At 62.3% G+C, this 19,283-nt stretch carries 21 protein-coding genes and 2 pseudogenes; 10 read left to right on the top strand and 13 right to left on the bottom strand.

The window, feature by feature from the left end; translation table 11 throughout:
• Positions 1–111: 111 nt before the first annotated feature.
• Entirely contained in the window at positions 112–2,193 is a 2,082-nt protein-coding gene (locus QN219_RS09835; protein ID WP_283999433.1) for an ATP-binding protein, read from the bottom strand.
• A gap of 320 nt (positions 2,194–2,513) precedes the next feature.
• Here QN219_RS09835 and QN219_RS09840 point away from each other — a divergent pair, with 320 nt between their 5' ends.
• A complete protein-coding gene (locus tag QN219_RS09840; RefSeq protein WP_283999434.1) occupies positions 2,514–4,292 on the top strand; it encodes an acetolactate synthase 3 large subunit in 1,779 nt (592 codons plus the stop codon).
• A gap of 21 nt (positions 4,293–4,313) precedes the next feature.
• The gene (gene ilvN, locus QN219_RS09845) at positions 4,314–4,886 is read left to right on the top strand and encodes an acetolactate synthase small subunit (RefSeq protein WP_173509826.1); all 573 of its coding nucleotides are present in this window, start codon (positions 4,314–4,316) and stop codon (positions 4,884–4,886) included.
• A gap of 119 nt (positions 4,887–5,005) precedes the next feature.
• On the opposite strand, the gene QN219_RS09850 is transcribed toward ilvN, so the two are convergent.
• The 3 genes from QN219_RS09850 to QN219_RS09860 form a co-directional block, all read right to left on the bottom strand.
• Positions 5,006–5,851 (bottom strand): aldo/keto reductase, encoded by an 846-nt coding sequence (locus QN219_RS09850; protein ID WP_283999435.1) that lies wholly within the window; start codon positions 5,849–5,851, stop codon positions 5,006–5,008.
• A 178-nt stretch (positions 5,852–6,029) separates the two neighbouring features.
• Positions 6,030–6,293 carry a BON domain-containing protein gene (locus QN219_RS09855; protein WP_283999436.1) on the bottom strand — a complete coding sequence of 88 codons (264 nt, stop codon included), beginning with the start codon at positions 6,291–6,293 and terminating at the stop codon, positions 6,030–6,032.
• A 385-nt stretch (positions 6,294–6,678) separates the two neighbouring features.
• The gene (locus tag QN219_RS09860; RefSeq protein ID WP_283999437.1) at positions 6,679–7,260 is read right to left on the bottom strand and encodes a hypothetical protein; all 582 of its coding nucleotides are present in this window, start codon (positions 7,258–7,260) and stop codon (positions 6,679–6,681) included.
• Positions 7,261–7,340: 80 nt separating this feature from the next.
• Here QN219_RS09860 and QN219_RS09865 point away from each other — a divergent pair, with 80 nt between their 5' ends.
• Both QN219_RS09865 and QN219_RS09870 read left to right on the top strand, forming a co-directional pair.
• Positions 7,341–7,550 (top strand): cold-shock protein, encoded by a 210-nt coding sequence (locus tag QN219_RS09865; RefSeq protein ID WP_173509830.1) that lies wholly within the window; start codon positions 7,341–7,343, stop codon positions 7,548–7,550.
• Between the two features lie 157 nt (positions 7,551–7,707).
• Positions 7,708–7,938, top strand: coding sequence for a hypothetical protein (locus QN219_RS09870; RefSeq protein WP_283999438.1), 231 nt, complete (start codon positions 7,708–7,710; stop codon positions 7,936–7,938).
• Positions 7,939–7,964: 26 nt separating this feature from the next.
• Here the strand turns inward: QN219_RS09870 and QN219_RS09875 are convergent, their stop codons facing one another.
• Complete coding sequence (locus tag QN219_RS09875) at positions 7,965–8,693, bottom strand: class I SAM-dependent methyltransferase (RefSeq protein ID WP_283999440.1); 729 nt, start codon at positions 8,691–8,693, stop codon at positions 7,965–7,967.
• Between the two features lie 437 nt (positions 8,694–9,130).
• Between QN219_RS09875 and QN219_RS09880 the strand changes: the two genes are divergently transcribed.
• Positions 9,131–9,724 (top strand): LysE family translocator, encoded by a 594-nt coding sequence (locus QN219_RS09880; RefSeq protein WP_283999441.1) that lies wholly within the window; start codon positions 9,131–9,133, stop codon positions 9,722–9,724.
• Here the strand turns inward: QN219_RS09880 and QN219_RS09885 are convergent.
• Positions 9,716–9,904: pseudogene (locus QN219_RS09885) on the bottom strand (DUF2269 family protein); the annotation flags it as partial. The gene QN219_RS09880 and the pseudogene QN219_RS09885 overlap by 9 nt on opposite strands.
• A 44-nt stretch (positions 9,905–9,948) precedes the next feature.
• On the opposite strand from QN219_RS09885, the gene QN219_RS09890 reads away from it, so the two are divergent.
• The 4 genes from QN219_RS09890 to QN219_RS09905 all read left to right on the top strand — a co-directional run bounded on the left by QN219_RS09890 (position 9,949) and on the right by QN219_RS09905 (position 12,325).
• Complete coding sequence (locus tag QN219_RS09890) at positions 9,949–10,527, top strand: GNAT family N-acetyltransferase (RefSeq protein WP_283999442.1); 579 nt, start codon at positions 9,949–9,951, stop codon at positions 10,525–10,527.
• A 100-nt stretch (positions 10,528–10,627) separates the two neighbouring features.
• Complete coding sequence (gene nthA, locus QN219_RS09895) at positions 10,628–11,263, top strand: nitrile hydratase subunit alpha (RefSeq protein ID WP_283999443.1); 636 nt, start codon at positions 10,628–10,630, stop codon at positions 11,261–11,263.
• The gene (gene nthB / locus QN219_RS09900; protein ID WP_283999444.1) at positions 11,260–11,919 is read left to right on the top strand and encodes a nitrile hydratase subunit beta; all 660 of its coding nucleotides are present in this window, start codon (positions 11,260–11,262) and stop codon (positions 11,917–11,919) included. Before nthA ends, nthB begins: the two co-directional genes overlap by 4 nt.
• Before the next feature lie 37 nt (positions 11,920–11,956).
• Positions 11,957–12,325, top strand: coding sequence for a nitrile hydratase accessory protein (locus QN219_RS09905; protein WP_283999507.1), 369 nt, complete (start codon positions 11,957–11,959; stop codon positions 12,323–12,325).
• 69 nt (positions 12,326–12,394) lie between these two features.
• On the opposite strand, the gene QN219_RS09910 is transcribed toward QN219_RS09905, so the two are convergent.
• The 4 genes from QN219_RS09910 to QN219_RS09925 form a co-directional block, all read right to left on the bottom strand.
• On the bottom strand, positions 12,395–13,207 hold the full coding sequence (locus tag QN219_RS09910; protein WP_283999446.1) for an anti-sigma factor: 813 nt from the start codon (positions 13,205–13,207) through the stop codon (positions 12,395–12,397).
• Positions 13,204–13,758 carry an RNA polymerase sigma factor gene (locus QN219_RS09915; protein WP_283999447.1) on the bottom strand — a complete coding sequence of 185 codons (555 nt, stop codon included), beginning with the start codon at positions 13,756–13,758 and terminating at the stop codon, positions 13,204–13,206. Before QN219_RS09915 ends, QN219_RS09910 begins: the two co-directional genes overlap by 4 nt.
• Positions 13,742–14,116 (bottom strand): hypothetical protein, encoded by a 375-nt coding sequence (locus tag QN219_RS09920; protein WP_283999448.1) that lies wholly within the window; start codon positions 14,114–14,116, stop codon positions 13,742–13,744. Before QN219_RS09920 ends, QN219_RS09915 begins: the two co-directional genes overlap by 17 nt.
• Before the next feature lie 224 nt (positions 14,117–14,340).
• Complete coding sequence (locus tag QN219_RS09925; protein ID WP_283999449.1) at positions 14,341–15,429, bottom strand: AbrB family transcriptional regulator; 1,089 nt, start codon at positions 15,427–15,429, stop codon at positions 14,341–14,343.
• 305 nt (positions 15,430–15,734) lie between these two features.
• Between QN219_RS09925 and QN219_RS09930 the strand changes: the two genes are divergently transcribed.
• Positions 15,735–16,862 carry an ATP-dependent RecD-like DNA helicase gene (locus tag QN219_RS09930; protein WP_283999450.1) on the top strand — a complete coding sequence of 376 codons (1,128 nt, stop codon included), beginning with the start codon at positions 15,735–15,737 and terminating at the stop codon, positions 16,860–16,862.
• 137 nt (positions 16,863–16,999) lie between these two features.
• Here QN219_RS09930 and QN219_RS09935 read toward each other — a convergent pair.
• The 3 genes and pseudogenes from QN219_RS09935 to QN219_RS09945 form a co-directional block, all read right to left on the bottom strand.
• Positions 17,000–18,097, bottom strand: a pseudogene (locus tag QN219_RS09935) (methyl-accepting chemotaxis protein); the annotation flags it as partial.
• Positions 18,045–18,521 carry a hypothetical protein gene (locus QN219_RS09940; RefSeq protein WP_283999451.1) on the bottom strand — a complete coding sequence of 159 codons (477 nt, stop codon included), beginning with the start codon at positions 18,519–18,521 and terminating at the stop codon, positions 18,045–18,047. The pseudogene QN219_RS09935 and the gene QN219_RS09940, both read right to left, overlap by 53 nt.
• Before the next feature lie 231 nt (positions 18,522–18,752).
• On the bottom strand, positions 18,753–19,091 hold the full coding sequence (locus tag QN219_RS09945; protein ID WP_283999509.1) for a hypothetical protein: 339 nt from the start codon (positions 19,089–19,091) through the stop codon (positions 18,753–18,755).
• Positions 19,092–19,283 lie beyond the last annotated feature (192 nt).

Below are 19,283 nucleotides of genomic sequence, written 5' to 3' on the forward strand. Positions count from 1 at the left end.
CGGGTTGGCGGGTTTTCCGGAGTCGTTGACGGCGCGGTGGCTGCGCTCGTCGACGAGCACGGGAATAGGGTTACCCTTCCAGCCATTCGCAGCTTGCCGCGTCCGCGCAGCCTATTTGCGGATCAGGCTGCCGAGCGGACGTTTGAGCAGGCTTTCGCGCAGCGAGCCCTCGCGGCGAGGCTCGGCTGGCGGGTGCGCGGGGCGCGGATCCGGAGCATGCGGCCTGCCGTCTGCTTCCTTCTCGCCGGACAGGAGCTGCTCGCGGATCTGATTGAAACGCTCGAGTTGTGGATTGACCGGATCCGGGCGCGGAAGCATGTCCGGCCGGTAGGGCTCGAACGTCGCCTCATTCCAGGCTTCGGCCTCCGGCAGGTCGGCGCCGTGGGCGGCCGCCGCCTGACTTGGCCCATCATCATCCTCGAGGATCGGAGCCTTGCTGCTCTGCGCCGCCATATAGCTCTGCTGGAAGCTCGAAATGTCGGGCCCCGATACCGCCCGCATCCGGCTGACGATCGACCGCAGGTCGACGCTCGGGGACTCGTCCTCGTCGACCTTATCGGTGATTCCGTGGGCGCGCGGCAGGCGCCGGTCGTCGACGCGGGTGAAGCGCATGCGCATCGGCACGGCGACCGCCTCGCCAAACGCGATGGCCTCGCCGTTGCCGATCGACGAAATAAAGCTGGTCGTGGAGATCGACGAATTCGAAATTGCCGAGCGGATGATCTCCTGGTCGCGATCGTTGGCAAGCCGCATGGCGAAGACGGTGGAGCACTGCGACAGGATCGTCGGATCGAGCTCGCCGGGTCGCTGGGTGATGATGCCGAGCGAGACGCCGTATTTGCGGCCTTCCTTGGCAATGCGCGCGATCGCCTGGCGGGTCGGCAGGAAGCCGAGCGAGGGATCGGCGGGCACGTAGCGGTGTGCCTCTTCGCAGACGACCAGCATGTGCACGCCGCCATCGCTCCACAGGCCGATTTCGAAGGCCATGCGGCAGAGCACCGAGGCAACCGAATTGACGACTTCCGAGGGAATGCCGGCGAGTTCGAAGGTGGCGATCGGCCGGCCTTCGCCGGGAATGCGGAAAATCTTGGCGATCGTATCCTGGATCGTGTCGGTGATCGTGTTCGAGGAGAACATGAAGTGGTAGCGCGGATCGTTGATCGCGGAGACGATCTTGGTCTTGAGCGAGCGCAGATGCGGCTTGTCCGTGCGGCCTTCCAAGCGGCCGATGCGCTCGTCGATCATCGCCAGAAGATCGGCGATGCGATAGGGCACCGGCGTGTCGGCGGTGATCGAGCTCTTCTCGTTCTGGCGGCGCATCAGCCCGGATTCCCCGCCCTTGAAGGCCTTCTTCGCCTCGGGAATGACGTCGCGCAGGATGTCGAGCTCTTCCGCCACCGGCGGCCGCCCGCGAAAGACGACCTCGGCGAATTCTTCCAGCCGGAAAAACCAGAAGGGGAGGTCCAGCGTATCCGTGTCGATGACGACCGCATGTTCCGGGAAGGCGGCGGCAAACTCGTTGTGCGGGTCCAGGATCAGCACGCGCAGCTTCGGATCGGCGGCGATCGCCTTGTTCAAGAGCAGCGTGACCGCGGTCGATTTGCCGACACCGGTCGTTCCGACGATGGCGAAGTGCTTGGCGAGCATCGACGGCACATGGATCGTGGCGTCGAGACTTTCGTCCTGCGTCAGCTTGCCGATGACGCAACTGTCCGTCTGGCTGGACTCGTAGATGCGGGCGAGGTCGGTGGCGCGGATGCGGTGGGCGATAGCGCCGAGATAGGGATATTGGCTGATGCCTGTCGAGAACGACTCGCGTCCGTCCGGACCGATGTGGACCTCGCCCATCAGTTCGACCTCGATGCGGAAGGTGTTGTTCGCCTGCTCGCCCCATTCGCTGGAGACGGTCTGCATGGCATAGACGAGTGCGACGACGCGGTTCGCGCCGACGGAAATGGAAATCAGGCGGCCGACCGACCAGAGCTCCGTCAGCGAGGTTTCGCCGTTTTCGGCGATCGCGGCGATCGTTGCGCGCGAGCCGCTGCAGGCAACGACGCGACCGAGGAAACGGTTGCCCGGCTTCAAGACGTCACGACGATCCTCTACTCCCGCAGGATTCGAGGAATTGAGTTCTCTGTCGAGCAAAGCTGCACCTCGCGCGAATGGCGCCAAATCTGGCCGAACGGAAACCATCTCCACTTTTCCAGATCACGCTCCAGGGTAACAACCGCGGTTTAACAAGTCGTTTCGCTGAATAGCGCGCGGATGTCCCCGTTCGATCCGGTCGGAATGGCGTCCAAAAGCCCGTTGACGGGCAGGGCTTTTCTGTTTATCAAATCGCCCCATGAAAAATTTCGCGGTTATTCTTGTGGTGGGACGGCGCATGGGCAGGATGGTGTAACCATCCGGCAGTAGCCACCCATGCGCTGAACGAGGCTCCTGAAGGGGCCTTTTTTTATGCCCTGAGAAAAGCTAATCACACCCAAACCTTGAAAAGGGACGGAAGCAGGCCAATGAGCGGAACAGAAAACCAGATGACAGGCGCGGAGATTGTTCTCCAGGCTCTGAAGGACAATGGCGTCAAGCATATTTTCGGCTATCCCGGCGGCGCCGTGCTTCCCATCTATGACGAAATCTTCCAGCAGGAAGAGATCGAGCACATTCTCGTTCGCCACGAGCAGGGCGCCGGCCACATGGCCGAGGGCTATGCCCGCTCCACCGGCAAGGTCGGCGTCATGCTGGTCACCTCCGGTCCCGGCGCGACCAATGCGGTCACGCCGCTGCAGGACGCGCTGATGGACTCGATCCCGCTCGTCTGCATCTCCGGCCAGGTTCCGACCCCGCTGATCGGCTCGGACGCCTTCCAGGAATGCGACACGGTCGGCATCACGCGGCCGTGCACCAAGCACAACTGGCTAGTCAAGGACGTCAATGATCTCGCCCGCATCATCCACGAGGCCTTCCGCGTCGCGCAGTCCGGCCGCCCAGGCCCGGTCGTCGTCGATATTCCGAAGGACGTCCAGTTCGCGACCGGCACCTACACGCCGCCTTCCGCCGTTCCGACGCAGAAGAGCTACCAGCCGAAGACTCAAGTGGATCTGAAGAAGATCGAGGAAGCGGTCGAGCTGATGAAGAATGCCCGCCGGCCGGTCATCTATTCCGGCGGCGGGGTCATCAATTCCGGCCCGCAGGCGTCGCATTTCCTGCGCGAGCTGGTAGAGCTCACCGGCTTTCCGATCACCTCGACGCTGATGGGCCTCGGCGCCTATCCGGCGTCCGGCAAGAACTGGCTCGGCATGCTCGGCATGCACGGCACCTACGAAGCCAACATGGCCATGCACGACTGTGACGTCATGGTCTGCATCGGCGCCCGCTTCGACGACCGCATCACCGGCCGCCTCAACGCGTTTTCGCCGAACTCGAAGAAGATCCACATCGACATCGACCCGTCCTCGATCAACAAGAACGTCCGCGTCGACGTTCCGATCCTCGGCGATGTCGCGACCGTTCTCGAGGACATGGTCCGCCTGTGGCGCGCCGCGTCGAAGACCGTCGACAAGGCGCGGCTCGAAGACTGGTGGGCCGGAATCGCCAAGTGGCGGGCGCGCAATTCGCTGGCCTATACGCCGAACGACGACGTCATCATGCCGCAATACGCGATCCAGCGGCTCTACGAGCTGACTAAGGGTCGTGACACCTACATCACCACCGAAGTCGGCCAGCACCAGATGTGGGCGGCGCAGTTCTTCGGCTTCGAGCAGCCGAACCGCTGGATGACCTCGGGCGGCCTCGGCACCATGGGCTACGGCTTCCCGGCCGCCGTCGGCGTCCAGGTCGCGCATCCGGAGAGCCTCGTCATCGACATTGCCGGCGACGCCTCGATCCAGATGTGCATCCAGGAAATGTCCTGCGCGGTGCAGTACGGCCTGCCGGTCAAGATCTTCATCCTCAACAACCAGTACATGGGCATGGTCCGGCAGTGGCAGCAGCTGCTCCACGGCAACCGCCTGTCGCACTCCTACACGGAGGCGATGCCGGACTTCGTCAAGCTCGCCGAAGCCTATGGTGGCGTCGGCATCCGTTGCGAGAAGCCCGGCGAACTGGACGAGGCGATCCGCCGGATGATCGACACGCCGGCGCCGGTCATCTTCGATTGCCGCGTCGCCAACCTCGCCAACTGCTTCCCGATGATCCCGTCGGGCAAGGCGCACAACGAAATGCTGTTGCCCGACGAGGCGACGGACGAGGTGGTCGCCAATGCGATCGACGCCAAGGGCCGCCAGCTCGTCTGATGAAAAGGTAGGAAAGAACAAATGAGTGCACATCTTCAGCCGACGGGCTCTGCCTATTTCATCGCCAAGGAGACGGAGCTTGCGGAAACGCACACGCTCTCCGTTCTGGTCGACAACGAGCCGGGCGTGCTCGCCCGCGTCATCGGCCTCTTTTCCGGCCGCGGCTACAACATCGAGAGCCTGACGGTATCCGAGACCGAACATGAGGCGCATCTGTCGCGTATCACCATCGTTACCCGCGGCACGCCTCATGTCCTGGAACAGATCAAGCACCAGCTTGAGCGCCTGGTGCCGGTGCACCGGGTTGTGGACCTCACGGTTCGCGCCGCCGACCTCGGCCACGACCGGCCGATCGAGCGCGAACTGGCGCTCGTCAAGGTGCACGGCTCCGGCGAGCACCGGGTTGAGGCGCTGAGACTGGCGGATGCGTTCCGTGCATCGGTCATCGACGCCAATATCGAGCATTTCGTCTTCGAGATCACCGGCAAGCCGTCGAAGATCGAGCAGTTCATCGCCATCATGAAGCCGCTCGGTCTGATCGAGGTCTGCCGTACCGGCATCGCCGCGATGAACCGCGGTCCGCAGGGGATGTGAGGCGGAACGCTACGTTGTAGTGGGAATTGCCCTCACCCTAGCCCTCTCCCTGCAGGCGGGAGAAGGTGGCCGGCAGGCCGGATGAGGGGCAGTTTCAAAACGAAGGATGATAGCTGGCGTCAAATAACTTCCAGCCGCATCTTCCTCCTCGGCGGCGGAAAGAGTTCATCGAGCTCGGCGAGCTCTTCCGCCGTGAAGTGAATGTCCATCGCGTCGCGGTTTTCGCGGGCGCGCTCGGCCGAACCGGTCTTCGGGATCGAGATGACGCCTGGGCGGCTTTTGAGGAAGGCTAGTGCCACCTGCGCCGGCGTCGCCTGATGCGCCTTGGCGATGTGGATCAGGTCGGCGTTGTGAAGCAGCCGGCTCTCGTCGAGCGGCGAATAGGCCATCACCGGCACGCCGCGGTCGCGGCACCAGGGCAGGAGATCATATTCGATGCCGCGACGGGCGAGGTTGTAGAGCACCTGGTTGGCCGCGACGTTCTGGCCGTCCGGCACGCCTTCCAGTTCCTCCATGTCGTCGAGATCGAAGTTGGAAACGCCCCAGGCCACGATCTTGCCGCCCTTTTTCAGCGCTTCGAAGGCGGCAACGGTGTCGGCGAGCGGATATCCGCCGCGCCAATGCAGAAGATAGAGATCGATCCGGTCGGTGCCGAGATATTTGAGGCTGCGTTCGCAGGCGGCGATGGTGCCTGAACGGCTCGCATTGGAAGGCAGCACCTTGCTGACGAGAAAGACCTCGTCGCGCCGGCCCTTGATCGCTTCGCCGACAATGCGCTCGGCGCCGCCGTCGCCGTACATCTCGGCCGTGTCGATCAGCGTCATGCCGAGGTCGATGCCAGCCTTGAGGCTGCTGATTTCCGCCGCCGCCCTTACGTGGTTCTCGCCCATGCGCCAGGTGCCTTGGCCAAGCACGGGAACCTTGCGGCCATCGGGAAAGCTCGTTGTCGGGATCGGATCGTGCATCGGAAATCGCCCTGAAGGTTGGTTCGACACTCCAAGATTAAAATTCGGTGCAAGAATGTCCATAAGCCGGTCGGCTCTGCCTCGTTCGCGGCGGCCGCACCGCCTGACGATCCAGGCGGCAAAGCGGGCTTCTTTTGAAGGCGCGTCCCGCAGGCGAAAGCCGTGTGCTTCTTTTGCTCTAGTCCAGCGAAAGCTCGTTGCGGACGGCGCTCACGCCACTCACCGAGCAAGCGATGTCGATCGCCGTGGCAATTTCCCTGCGGGTGTGAACCCAGCCTGCGAGGGTAACTTCGGCACCGTCGGCCGTGACGAAGACATAGCTCGCGTCGAGCGCGCCCGTCGATGATAGTGCTTGGGTGACGGCGGTCTCAATGTCGGGTTCTTCCGATCTTCTTTTCGCTTTCTTCGGAAATACATGGAAGATGTTGGACGTATCGCTCATGAGGTAACTCCCGTGACGCTTCCGGCATGAATCGGGCCTGTGGGAATGGCAGCGTCGGTGCGCTGTCAGGTGCAGACGAGTATGATGACAAATGTCATCGCAGCCGCGAAACAAATGGCGTCGGATCTCGCCCAGCCGGCCACAAAGGCGTTCAGAGGAGACATCCACCGCATAGCATCCTCTCGCGGCCTGCATCGCCTCGCGCAGACCGATAGGCGTCGGCCGATCTTCGATGATGGAGCGGCTAACGCGAAGAAAAATCATCGTACAATCTGCGATAATCTTATCTTCGGCTAAAAATCATACGCTCGATGACGAATTGCGCAATGAAAAACGGAACAATCATAGATCGCGCGAGGCTTGGAGGCTTATAAAATGTTGTATTTCATGTCATATTTATTTGGCATCTTTTGATGGGGTGCAATAAGATATTATCTTCGACACCAGGTTCGCGCGGCAAACGAATTGCCAGTCTTTGCGTTGAAATTGCCGCGCCAGGGATCTTATCCGGATGCGGCGCGACCATCGTCGTCACTGGCCCGTCGGGAGACGCCGAATGAAATCCGTGCTGGACTCTTTCATTGCTGATCTGGAAGTGGCCGCTCGGGATATCGGGACATTGACGATGGAGCGCAAGGAGAACCTGCTGCACCGAGCCGCCGCGGCGCTCCGGTTCGGGGATCTGGTCCCGGCGGGAGGCCGAACGTCCGGAAGGCTCCCATGGAAGCTGATGCAGCTTCGACGAATGGGCGGGAACGCCAGCAACCGGCTGATTGCGTTCAATCTCCGTCGCGCCGCCGCCTGGCTTCGACATCAGGAGGAGGCTTGAATATGCGGGTCGGCAGCGGTAATTTCTTCCAAAGGAAAAAACAAAATCACGGCCTTGCAAGGGACACAATTGTAATCTACATAGATGAAATCGATATTGATCGACGAGATTTGTTTCTGCGCTGCGGCGCTTCGTCACGAAGATCCTGACAAAATCGGTTTCAATACATCGCGGAAACGCGGTGTTGTTTTTCCATGAGCGATTGAAAGGATATCAACGTGGCTTCTGGAACAGTAAAGTGGTTCAACAGCACCAAGGGCTTTGGGTTCATCCAGCCGGATGATGGTGCTTCCGACGTGTTCGTACACATTTCGGCCGTCGAGCGTGCCGGCCTGTCCACTCTCAAGGACGGTCAGAAGGTGAGCTTCGAACTCGCCCAGGATCGCCGCACGGGCAAGACGTCCGCGGAAAACCTGCGCGCCCTTTGAGTGCGTGCTTGCGATTGTGCTCTATGATCGCGCTCCATGAAATTGTCATCTCCCGGTCTTTGACCACGGATGTACTGGCACTGGCCGGTTGAGATGATGAAGAGGAAGGTCGGGTTCGCCCGGCCTTTTTTATTGCCTTCGGAAAGGAGGAACATTGATGAAGGAAAGCCAGACCAACAGCGTGTTCAAGCCGGCCAAGAAAAACCCGTCCGACCGCGCCGATCAGGCTACAATCGCTTCGCGCGCTATCGTGGAGCAGGAAGCAGCCGCCCGACACAAGAAGACGGCCCGCCTCAAGCAACTGCGACTGGAAAAGGAAGCCGAAGAGGCGGCGGCAAATTCTGTCGCCCCGCCCAAAGAAAAGCGAAAAGCGCAAAAACGCAAATAGGTAGCCCGAAAAGAATGCTTGTCGCTTTAACGCTGGGCGGCGACGAGAAGCATCATCGGCCGGTCGACCTCTTCCGCGAGATCGGGATTGGCGGCGATCTGCTCGGGCATCGGCCTCCACTCCTCGACATGGCGGATCAAGAAGCCGGCTTTGATCAGCGTGTTCAAAGTGGTGCCGATGGTGCGGTGGTATTTGACGACGCCCTTGGCCAGCCAGTCGGTGACGCGCTCCCCTTCGACCGAATAGCGGTCGAGCGGCCAGATCCTGCGGCCGTCCGCGTCACTGGACCAGCCCGGATTGGTCGGCGCCATGTAGATCGGATGCTCGATCGTGAAGACGAATTGCGAGCCGGGCAGGAGACTTGCATGGATGGTCCGCACCAGCCGGTCGAAATCCTCGACGTAATGAAAGGCGAGCGAGCTGTAGGCGAAATCGAAGCTCGCCTCGGGCAGCACGAGATGATCGAGATCTGCAATCCGGTAATCGATTGCCGCGTCGTCCGTATCCTTTCGCGCCCGCGCGATCATGTTTTCTGAAAGGTCCAATCCCAGCACATGGGCCGCGCCGCTTTCGCGCGCCCAACGCGCAAACCAGCCGAAACCGCAGCCGAGATCGACCACGCGCAAGCCTTTCAGGTCCGGCAGCACGGCCCGGATCGCCGGCCATTCGGCGGCGCCGTCGAGGCCGTGCACGGACCGCGCGAGCTGGCTGTAGCCCGCGAAAAATTCCGGTTTGTCGTAGATATTCTGTGCCATTTACGTCTCCACCGATGGCAGATGGACGGGGCGCGTCGTACCCCGAAATAGAGCCCCGTCCGTTGCCGGCGAGGCTGCGGGTTACGCGTGGCGCGCAATGATGTCGCGCCAAGTTGCGGCGCGCCTACGCTTGGGCGCCAACTTTCACGAGGCCGGGGCGTTGTCAAGGCAGCGGTCGTGGGCGGGACCTTCCCGCCGAAAACGGCCATCAAGTCCGGTTTGTCACCATGACAAGAATTGGCTGGTCTTTGACTTTGCGACAGCTAGGCTGACGCAAATTGCGCTGAACCTGATTCCAGCTTCATGCAGCAATTCAACGCGTTACGGCGTCCTTTGCGCGTCTGATAGACGCGCGGCGCTGTGGACCGATGCCATAACGAGTCAGCGATACAGGGGGCGCGTCGCCACGGCGGCGCCGCGCCGGCAGGAGGAGATGCATGCAATCTGATACGCTTCTGGCGCTGTTCCTGTTTGCCTTCACGACGTCGATCACGCCGGGGCCGAACAACATGATGCTGTTCGCTTCGGGCGTGAATTTCGGCTTCGTGCGCACCATTCCGCATATGCTCGGCATCGGCGGCGGCTTCTTCGTGCTTCTCATCGCCGTTGGGCTCGGGCTTGGCGCGCTGCTGCACTCGGTGCCGCTCATCTACACCGCGCTGAAATTTGCCGGCGGCGCCTATCTCGTCTGGATCGCCTGGAAGATCGGGACCTCGCGTTCGCTCGGCGAGGGCAAGGCGAGTGCCAGGCCGATGACCTTCCTGCAGGCGGCCGCCTTCCAATGGGTCAATCCGAAGGCCTGGGTGATGGCAGTCTCTGCCATGGCCACCTATACCAGCAGCGACAGCTATCTTCTGAGCGTGCTCGTCGTCGGCCTCGTTTTTGCCCTCGTCAACGTGCCGAGTGTTTCGACCTGGGCGGGCTTCGGCTCGGCGCTGCGGCAGTGGCTCTCCGAGCCGTCGCGGCTCAAATGGTTCAACATCACCATGGCCGTGCTGCTCGTCGTCAGCCTCTGGCCGATGCTAAAATAGGGTGATGTCGGGCTTCGTCAGCATCAGCCAGAAAATGGCGACAACGGCGGCGAAGGCAGGAAACCCGCAGGCAAACCAGTTGCGATAGAGGCGGTCGAAGGCCGGCGGCAGGGGCGCCTCCGCTGACAGCCTGCTTCGCGGTCGGATCTGGATCCAGACGACCGCCAGCCAGAACAGGCCGGCGAAGTCATTCCGGCGGAACAGACGAAACGAGGAGATGAACGGTGCCACCCATTCTCGAAGGACCGAACATCAGGCTAAGGCCACCTTGTGAAGCGGATATCGAGGCGCGCTTACTTTTAGGGAGCGATCCGGACATCGCTGCAATGTTCGCCGCCAGCAAAGAAGACGTGCGGCCGATAACGAGAGAAAGAGCGGCAGCCTGGGTCCGGAATTTAGGTGAGCACCCGCACGCCTGGATCATTGAAATTCAGGGGGCGTGCGCTGGTGAGATCAGGCTGGACCGCGTCGTCCAGCATGATCGGCACGCTTCGATGGCCATCGGAATATACGACAGCGCCTTGCTCGGGCGTGGGTTTGGCAGCGAGGCCATCGACCTTCTGCATAAACACGCCTTCGGTTCAATGGGGCTGCATCGAATTGGAGTACGCGTGCTCAGCTACAACAAACGGGCCATCAGGGCGTATGAAAAGTCCGGCTTTGTTGTCGAGGGGAGAGAGCGCGAGGCCGCATTCGTCAACGGGGCATGGCACGACGACGTGATGATGGGCTTGCTCCATCATGAGTTCCTGGGCAAAAGCCCCGCGAATTTGCTGTCAGATAGGAGCAGCGGCTACAACTGAAATACGCGGCAACTTCCGGTCGTGATCCGCTCAGAAATCGATTCCGATTCCTGTGCTAATGCACTAGAAAGAACAGCGTTTCCGGCAGAGGAGTGGCGGAATGTCAGGTCATCATGGCCACGGCCACGATCATCACCATCACGACAACCATTTCACCGACATGGAAGCGCGGGTGAAGGCGCTGGAAACGGTGCTGACGGAAAAGGGGCTGATCGACCCGGCCGCGATCGATGCGATCGTCGAGACCTACGAGACGAAGGTTGGACCGAGAAACGGCGCGCGCGTCGTCGCCAGGGCCTGGAGCGATCCGGAGTTTGCCGATTGGCTGAAGCGCGACGCGACGGCGGCGATCGCGAGCCTAGGCTTTACCGGCCGGCAGGGCGAGCACATGCGCGCCGTGTTCAACACGCCCGACACGCACAATCTCGTCGTTTGCACGCTCTGCTCCTGCTATCCCTGGAGCGTGCTCGGCTTGCCGCCGATCTGGTACAAGGCGCCGCCTTATCGTTCGCGCGCGATCATCGACCCGCGCGGCGTGCTGGCCGAATTCGGGCTCGAACTGCCGGCCGGAAAGAAGATCCGCGTCTGGGACTCGACGGCGGAACTGCGCTATCTCGTCGTGCCCGAGCGGCCGGACGGAACCGAAGGCTTCAACGAGGAGCAACTGGCCGACTTGGTGACGCGGGACTCGATGATCGGCGCCGGGGTTGCGCTTTCGCCGGAGGCCGCGCGATGAACGGGCCGCACGACCTTGGCGGCCAGCATGGCCTTGGGCCGATCGCGCCCGAAAAGGACGAACCCTATTTCCATGCGGAATGGGAGAAGCGGGCGCTCGGCGTAACGCTCTCCTGCGGTGCTTTCGGCGCCTGGACGATCGACGAGAGCCGGCATGCGCGCGAATGCCTGCCGCCTGCGACCTATCTTTCGGCAAGCTACTACGAGATATGGACCCGCGCGCTGGAGATCTTGCTCAAGCGCCATGGCTTCGTGACGCAGGCCGAACTCGATGCCGGCCATATGCTGGAGATAGGGACGGAGCCGAAGCGGGTGCTGAAGGCCGAGATGGTGGCGGGCGTGCTCGCCAGGGGCGGCCCCTGCGACCGTCCGGTCGAGGCGCCGCCGCGCTTCGCCGCCGGCGACAGGGTGCGCACCAAGAATTTCAATCCCGAAACCCACACGCGCCTGCCGCGCTATGCCCGCGCCAAGATGGGCGTGGTGGAGGCGGTACAGGGCAGTTTCGTGTTTCCGGATGACAATGCTCACGGCAAGGGCGAGAACCCGCAATGGGTCTATACGGTCGTGTTCGACGGCGGCGAGATCTGGGGCGAGGGGGCGGACCCGATGCTGACGGTCTCGATCGATGCCTGGGAGAGTTATCTTGAGCGGGTATAAGACCAGTTCGTTGGAAGAGAATACGGACGGCAAACCGGTGTCTACTTTTCCTCGTTCCCCGCTGCTCGCCTCCGCCGAACTGCCGAAGTCGGCGGACGGCGATCCGGTCTTTGCCGAGCCCTGGCAGGCGACCGTTTTCGCCATGACCGTCCGGCTGCACGAGCAGGGCGTGTTTTCCTGGGGCGAGTGGGCGGAAACGCTCTCGGCCGAGCTCTACAGGCCAGGCCGCAAGGCCGACGCGAGCGACTATTACGATTGCTGGGTCGCCGCGCTTTCCCGCCTGGTAACGGAGCTCTCCATTGCTTCCGGGCGTGAACTCGAAGCGCTGACCCGAAGCTGGCAGCGCGCGGCCGAAGCCACGCCGCACGGCAAGCCCATCGTTATCGAGAACGATCCGTTGAGATGAACGTGCCGAAGCCGGTGAGGTGTCCTTGCCGTCATCCGGCCGCCCGGCAATGCCGCCACGATGCTCTTCTTACGACGCCGATGAGCCCTCGAACTGCCGGTAACATTCGTCGGCGACCCTCTGCAAAAGGTCGCGCGGTACTTCGCCGGTGACGGCATAGCCTATCGTGCCATCGATCCAGTAGAAGGTCTCGACCCCGCCCTGGCTCGCAATACGGAAGCTCGTTTCGCGGTTGTCGGTGTTGCGGCCGAGAAGGACGGTCAGCCGCTGACCGGTGCCGTCCTCATACATAAGCATCGCGCCCGCCTTGCCGTTGACCGGAACCAGCCGGCCCCCGACGAGCGAGAAGCCGAGCGCGGAGAGATCGGGAATCCTCAGCTGGTAATCGAGCCGCTTGCCGAGCCAGGTGGCGAGATGCGCCCGCTCGTCGGCGCCAACCTCGACCGGGTGGCGCACCTCGCTCGCATAGATGAGGAAGGCCGACTGCGCCTGCCGCGGCAGCGTATCCGGGCCTTGAGCGATCTCAAGCGGCCGGTCGGGGGCGATGGTCGCGGGCGCATAGAGGCCTGTGAGCGCGCCGGCGGCAAAGATCAGGATACCGGCGGCGAGGCGGCCAAGGATATGACGGCGGGATGTCGCCCCCGTCCTGGCTCTTGCCCGGCCCGTAGCCAAAAGAGAGCGGTCCCGTTCGTCGCTGCGGGCATAGCTGGCGAAATGCGATTTCAGGGCTGTGGCCTGCGCCTGCCATTGACGCACTTCCTCCGCGCGGGCCGGATGCTTTTCGAGCCATGCCTCGATGCGATTGCGCTCCGGCTGGCTCAGGTGGCCATCGACATAGGCGTGCAGCTCGTCTTCGGAGACAGTATTGAATTCGTCCGTCATTTCGGTCTCCGCAGGGCAATCACATTGTCGTCCTTCATCGCTTCGGCAAGCTGGCGGCGGGCGCGCGACAGGCGCGACATCACCGTGCCGATCGGGATCGCCATCATGTCCGCCACGTCCTGGTACCGGTAGCCTTCAATCACCACCAGCATCAGCACCGAGCGGTTTTCCGCCGAAAGCCGGTCCAGCGCGCGTTCGAGACGCAACTTCTCCAGCGGGTCGGCGTCGTCTGCCTCGGAAGCGAGGCCGAGTTCGTCATCGAGCTCCACTTCCGGATGCTGCACCCAATGCCTGTGCCGGTTGCGGTAGAGATTGGTCATGATCGTGAAGGCCCAGGCGCGCAGGTTCACCCCCCGCCATTGCGCGCGCCGCGCCAGAACCTTCTCGACGCAGTCCTGGAGCAGGTCCTCACCGTCCGGATCGGACCGGGTGAGGCTGCGCGAATAGCGCCGAAGCGCCGGCATCAAGGCAAGGACATTTTCTTCGAATGGGTCGGGGACGGAAGGTTCCGTCCCCGTGCTGCCCTCCTGACCGTCACGGCCGTGCGACATCCCATTCGCCCTTCACGCCGTCACCGGTGACGTCACCCATCTTCTTGTCCTTCACCCAGAAATAAAGCGGCATCCCGTCCTTCGCCCATTGCTTGGCGCCGTCCTTGCGCTCGACGATCGAATAGGCGCCCTCAGCTGTCGCATTGCCTTCCACCATGAAAGGCGGCCAATTCTTGGCGCAGGCATCATAGCAGTTGGAGACGCCCTTCTGGTCGTCTCTGTATGTATAGAGCGTCATGCCGTTCGCTGCGGCCAGCACATTGCCCTTTTCCGATTCGACGGTCTTGACCGGCGGCGCGGCAAGGGCGGAAGCGCTTGCAGCAAGGCAAATAGCGATGGCTAATGGAAACGTTCTCATGGGAGCTTTCCTTCCTCGATAGATTTCTGCGGCGGAGGCGAGGGTTTCATCATCCCGCTCCCGCCGAAACGGAACCATGTTTCTGGCAGGTTCGCAGGTGAGACACGGAGGGTAGCGGATTTATTCCCTCGGCGCTCGTGATGGTTGCGGCGACGTTGCCCAGGGGGCGTAACCGACGCCTTGTGGGGGAGCTCTTCGTCTGCCCGGCGAGGCAATGCGCGCGACTAAGCTCGATCTGCGATGAAGCGGGCGAGCGTCGGACCGAGCAGGGTGATGATCAGCACCCGCACTGTCTGCAGTGCCATGACGAAAGACACGTCGACATTGCTCGACGTGGCGATGACGGCGATCGAATCGAGGCCACCGGGACTGGTTGCGAGGTAGGCCGTCAGCGGATCGATGCCAGCGGCAACGATCAAGAGGGCCGCCAGCAGTCCGGAAAAGGTCATCAGCACGAGGATGGAAATGACCGTCGGAAGCAGCGCCCGGCGGGCATGTGTCAGGATCGGGCGGGTGAAGCCGAGGCCGATGTTCCACCCCAGCATGATGGAGCAAAGCGCCAGCAACCATTGCGGCAGCTCGGTCGTCAGCGTGCCGGTGATGTTGAGAACGGAGCCGATAGCGAAGGGCACGAGGAAGGTGCCGGCCGGCACGCGGAGGAACTTGCCGAGGAAGCCGCCGGCGAGCCCGACGGCAAGCGTTGCCAGGAAGGGGAGGCCGGCAATCGGCGCGAACCAGTCGGTCGCCGTCTGCACCTCGGCGCCGGTGACCCACATGTGCGCGACCAAGGTCGCGGCGCTCGCCACGAAGACGACGCGCAGATATTGCATGAAAGCGACAAGCCTCGCATCGGCACCATAGGCGTCCGCCATTAGGAGCATTGTCGAGGCGGCGCCAGCCGAAGAGCCCCAGATCGCGGTCGTGCCCGGCAGGATGCGCATTCGCGTCATGGTCCAGCCGCAAAGCGTGCTGACGCCGATGACGGAGAGGACGACGGCAAGGAAGAGGGGCCAGTTGCCGGAAAAGGCGACCAGCAGGCCTGGCTTCATCGAGCCGGCGATCATCATTGCGAGGATGAACTGGACGCAGAAGTAGAACTGGCGGGGCAGGCGGACCGTGCCGCCATTCACGCCGACGAGCGCGGCGGCGATCATCGGCCCCATCAACAGGGCGGCCGGCATGCCGATCGTTTCAAGGATCGCCGCGAAGACGAGCGAAAGGGGCACGAGCACGCACCACTGCAGCCCAGACGGCAGCCGACCGATCCCTGCATTTTCCTGCGGGGAGGGGATTGCGGGGTGTTCCGGTCTCAAGGGCCTTCTCCGGGTGTTCTCCGGCGGGTGCGGCGGACGAACGACATGGCGGCGCAGCTATGCAACGGTTGGTAGCCCATAACCGGAAAATCGGAAATCGATTTTCGGAAAAAGCATATGCGCGGTTTCGAAGTGCCCAGCATCCCTTGCACTGTACAGTAGGAGCATTGGCGACCGACGTTCAAGGCGCACTGCAAAAAAGTGCCACAGTCGCCCCGGGATTTTTTTAGGCTTGCCGCCCGGGGGTAAGCGGTCATGAGAATTCCGCACTTGCGCACGGCCCCCGAATCCTGACACTGCGGGCCATGCAGTTCGCTCCGCAACAGGATGAGGCCCTGAAGGCCGTTTCGCGCTGGCTGAAGGAAGGGCGTTCGCCGCTCTTCCGGCTGTTCGGCTATGCCGGAACCGGCAAAACCACACTTGCCCGCCATTTCGCCGAGCATGTGGACGGCGAGGTGCTGTTTGCCGCCTTCACCGGCAAGGCCGCGCAGGTGCTGCGCTCCAAGGGCGCGAGCAATGCCAAGACCATCCATTCGCTGATCTATCGCCCGCGCGGCGAGGAGGAGGTGGAGGACGAGGAAACCGGCAAGACCTCGATCGCGCCGATGTTCTCGATCAACCGGCAGAGCCCGGTGGCCAAGGCGGCGCTGATGATCGTCGACGAATGCTCGATGGTCGATGAGGCGCTCGGCAAGGACCTGATGAGCTTCGGCACGCCGATCCTCGTTCTCGGCGATCCGGGACAGTTGCCACCGGTTTCGGGCGGCGGCTATTTCACCAATCAGGAGCCGGACTATCTGCTGACCGATATCCACCGGCAGGCACGCGACAATCCGATCATCCAGCTTGCCATGCAGGTGCGCGAGGGCAGCGAGATCATGCATGGCGACTACGGCACCGCGCAGGTGATAGGGCGCGGGCAGGTGACGCAGGAACTGGTGCTCGAGGCCGACCAGGTGCTCGTCGGCACCAACCGGACGCGGCGGCGCTACAACCAGCGGCTTCGCGAGCTGAAAGGCTTCACCAGCGAATATCCGCAATCCGGCGACAAGCTCGTCTGCCTTCGGAACGACCCGGCCAAGGGGTTGCTCAACGGCTCGCTCTGGCAGGTGATGAGCTCGTCGAAGGAAACCGTGAAGCCGGGCATCAACCTGATGATCCGCCCGGAAGACGACGACATGGATCGCGGCGCGGCGAAGATCAAGCTCCTGAAGGCGGTCTTCGAGGATGTCGAGGGAGAAATCCCCTGGTCCACCCGCAAGCGCTACGACGAGTTCGACTACGGCTACGCGCTGACGGTGCACAAGGCGCAGGGCTCGCAGTGGAACAATGTCGTGCTCTTCGACGAGAGCTATGCCTTTCGCGACACGCGCGAACGCTGGCTCTACACGGCGATCACCCGCGCGGCGGAACGGCTGACGATCGTCCGGTAATGCCTTCGCAAGCCTCGACCGCGCTTCAGTCTCGCCTTCAGGCGCGGCGGCATCGCGATTGATTGAAATACAGTTTTGCACCGCGCCGTAGGGGGCTTATTGCGATCCCGACAAAGCATTGCCGGGATCGCCAAGCGTTAGGCGACCTTCTGGAGCCCGGAGACGCGGTGCGCCGCCGCGGTGTTCCGTGCCGTATCCCCCAGTTGGAAATGTCCGATCAGTTCGCGAATCTGCGCCGCCGCGTCGGCAAGCGCTGCGCCTGCGGCGGTCGCCTCCTCGACCATGGCTGCGTTCCGTTGCGTTACCTGGTCCATCTGGGTGACGGCGGCGTTGACGCCGGCGAGTTCCGAGGACTGTTCGCGCGCGGCGAGCGCGATTGCGTCCATGTGCTCGTTGACGGTCACGATATAGGTTTCGATCGCGCTCAGCGTCGCACCGGTCTCGCTGACCAGCTTGACCCCGTTCTGGACCTCGGCGCTTGAATTGCGGATGAGTTCCTTGATCTCCTTGGCAGCCTGGGCGGAGCGCTGCGCCAGTTCGCGCAATTCCTGTGCGACGACGGCAAATCCCTTGCCCGCTTCGCCGGCTCGCGCGACCAAAACGCCGGCATTCAAGGCCAGCAGATTGGTCTGGAAGGCGATGTCGTCGATGACGCCGATAATGCTGGAGATCTGGGTCGACGATTGTTCGATCCGGCCCATGGCGTCGACGGCTTCGGAGACGATCCTGCCGGACTGCAAGGCGCTGGTATTGGCCTGCGCCGCGACGACGCGAGCTTCCTCCGCCCGCTTGGACGCGTGAGTGACATTGACGGTGATCTGGCCGAGGGCGGCTGCGGTCTCTTCCAGCGACGCGGCCTGCCGCTCGGTGCGCGTCGAGAGTTCGCCGGAGCTCCGGCTGATATCGCGCGAGTTGCCATCAATGGCGCCGGCAGCCCGCGCCACGCCTTTCAAGGTCGCACTGAGTTGCGAGACCGCCCCGTTCAGATCGTGGCGAAGCGCCTCGAAATCCTGTGCGAAAGGCTCGGTGAGCTGGAAGGCAAGATCGCCCGCTGCCAGCCGGCGAGGGCCGGCGCCAAGTCCGGACGTGGCCTCTTGCAGACGCATGCGCGCGGCCTCTTCCGCTTCCGCCGTGAGGCGAACCCGCTCGGCTTCGGCCTGGAAGTCGGCCGCTCTCGCTTGCTCAGCCATCTCGGTGTTTTGACGATGGGCTTCTTCGGCTTCGTGCGTCGCCTTTTCCGCCGAAACCAACGCGGAAACCAGGGAAAAAGACCATCGCGATGAGAACCGCGCTTTCCAGCGTCAGGATGACGGCGTGGAGCAGCATGCGCGAAAAATCCGAGCTTTGCGGGAAAACCGCGAAAGGCGAGACAAAATAGAGCAGCAGATGATGAACGCTGACGAGCGCCGCATAGCCGACGATCGCACGCCAGTCGATCCAGGCGGCGCAGATCGCGAGGCTGGCGAAGAAATACATATGCATGTCGATCTGCAGCGGCGAGCCTGAAAAAGCAAAGACGAGAAGGGCAACGGTGGCCGCGTGGGCCATTGCGGTGACGATCCGAGTCGTCGCCCCCGTCCTGTCGCGAATCCAGCCGATGGTTGCCGCCGCCACGATGATGATGGCGGCGCCGACCGCGAGGCGGTCGAAGCCGTCCAAGCGTCTTCCACGTCCCCGATCTGTGCAACCAGAGTTTGCTAAAAATATTGATTTAACGTTAAACGGATGAAGATGAGCGCAAGTTGTTTCCGGCGTTTTGCCACTCATCTTCGAAGATGGTTCTTCGCGTTACTGCATGTTTCCTTAAATCGTAACGGATTTAAAGAAACATGCAGCAATTCAAAGTGCTATAGCGTCCTTCGTGCGTCTGAAAAGACGCACGGCAATGCTTCAAACTCCGTCAGGGGGCGCAAAGAAGCAGTTCATGTGCTCCTCCGTGGGGTGAAGGCAGATGTGATAGTCGTTGTCGCCCGATGGAATTTCGTCTCCATAGGGGATCAGGAAGCGCTGCTTTTTCGTCACCAGGTGGTGGTCGCCTGGATGGAGTACCACCGTAAATCCATGTCGGCCTTTGCTGACATCTCTTCCTGGAATGGCCTGGCAGTCACCGGTGGAATGATCGCCCTTGCAGCATGCCGGCGGATAGGTCCAGTCGCTGGCGGTCGGATGCGCTTCGACATGAGTGAGGAGGCCAAGAAAGGCTCCGGCTGCGAACAAGGCAGAAGGCATTGTTGGCGTTTGGATCATCCGAGTCCCTCGATCCGGACTGATGTGCCGGATCAATCAATCTGTGTCGATTGCGCGGATGAAGTAACGAAGGGGCGCCGATCAATTGCCGAAATTATCCCGAAGCACCACATCGGGCGGCATTTCAGGCAGCCCAAGTGTTTGCTAATATTTGGACGCGGCGTTTCCAAGAAT

The organism is Sinorhizobium sp. 8-89 (genome assembly GCF_030124325.1).
GTDB lineage: Bacteria > Pseudomonadota > Alphaproteobacteria > Rhizobiales > Rhizobiaceae > Sinorhizobium.

What these genes read in the sequence shown, in the direction of transcription:
- QN219_RS09910 (WP_283999446.1), bottom strand. Translation starts at nt 13,207, where the DNA reads ATGACGGACGAATTCAATACTGTCTCCGAAGACGAGCTGCACGCCTAT.
- nthA (WP_283999443.1), top strand. Translation starts at nt 10,628, where the DNA reads ATGTCAGGTCATCATGGCCACGGCCACGATCATCACCATCACGACAAC.
- QN219_RS09880 (WP_283999441.1), top strand. Translation starts at nt 9,131, where the DNA reads ATGCAATCTGATACGCTTCTGGCGCTGTTCCTGTTTGCCTTCACGACG.
- nthB (WP_283999444.1), top strand. Translation starts at nt 11,260, where the DNA reads ATGAACGGGCCGCACGACCTTGGCGGCCAGCATGGCCTTGGGCCGATC.
- QN219_RS09875 (WP_283999440.1), bottom strand. Translation starts at nt 8,693, where the DNA reads ATGGCACAGAATATCTACGACAAACCGGAATTTTTCGCGGGCTACAGC.
- QN219_RS09835 (WP_283999433.1), bottom strand. Translation starts at nt 2,193, where the DNA reads ATGGTTTCCGTTCGGCCAGATTTGGCGCCATTCGCGCGAGGTGCAGCT.
- ilvN (WP_173509826.1), top strand. Translation starts at nt 4,314, where the DNA reads ATGAGTGCACATCTTCAGCCGACGGGCTCTGCCTATTTCATCGCCAAG.
- QN219_RS09945 (WP_283999509.1), bottom strand. Translation starts at nt 19,091, where the DNA reads ATGCCTTCTGCCTTGTTCGCAGCCGGAGCCTTTCTTGGCCTCCTCACT.
- QN219_RS09855 (WP_283999436.1), bottom strand. Translation starts at nt 6,293, where the DNA reads ATGAGCGATACGTCCAACATCTTCCATGTATTTCCGAAGAAAGCGAAA.
- QN219_RS09850 (WP_283999435.1), bottom strand. Translation starts at nt 5,851, where the DNA reads ATGCACGATCCGATCCCGACAACGAGCTTTCCCGATGGCCGCAAGGTT.
- QN219_RS09930 (WP_283999450.1), top strand. Translation starts at nt 15,735, where the DNA reads ATGCAGTTCGCTCCGCAACAGGATGAGGCCCTGAAGGCCGTTTCGCGC.
- QN219_RS09840 (WP_283999434.1), top strand. Translation starts at nt 2,514, where the DNA reads ATGAGCGGAACAGAAAACCAGATGACAGGCGCGGAGATTGTTCTCCAG.
- QN219_RS09870 (WP_283999438.1), top strand. Translation starts at nt 7,708, where the DNA reads ATGAAGGAAAGCCAGACCAACAGCGTGTTCAAGCCGGCCAAGAAAAAC.
- QN219_RS09915 (WP_283999447.1), bottom strand. Translation starts at nt 13,758, where the DNA reads ATGTCGCACGGCCGTGACGGTCAGGAGGGCAGCACGGGGACGGAACCT.
- QN219_RS09920 (WP_283999448.1), bottom strand. Translation starts at nt 14,116, where the DNA reads ATGAGAACGTTTCCATTAGCCATCGCTATTTGCCTTGCTGCAAGCGCT.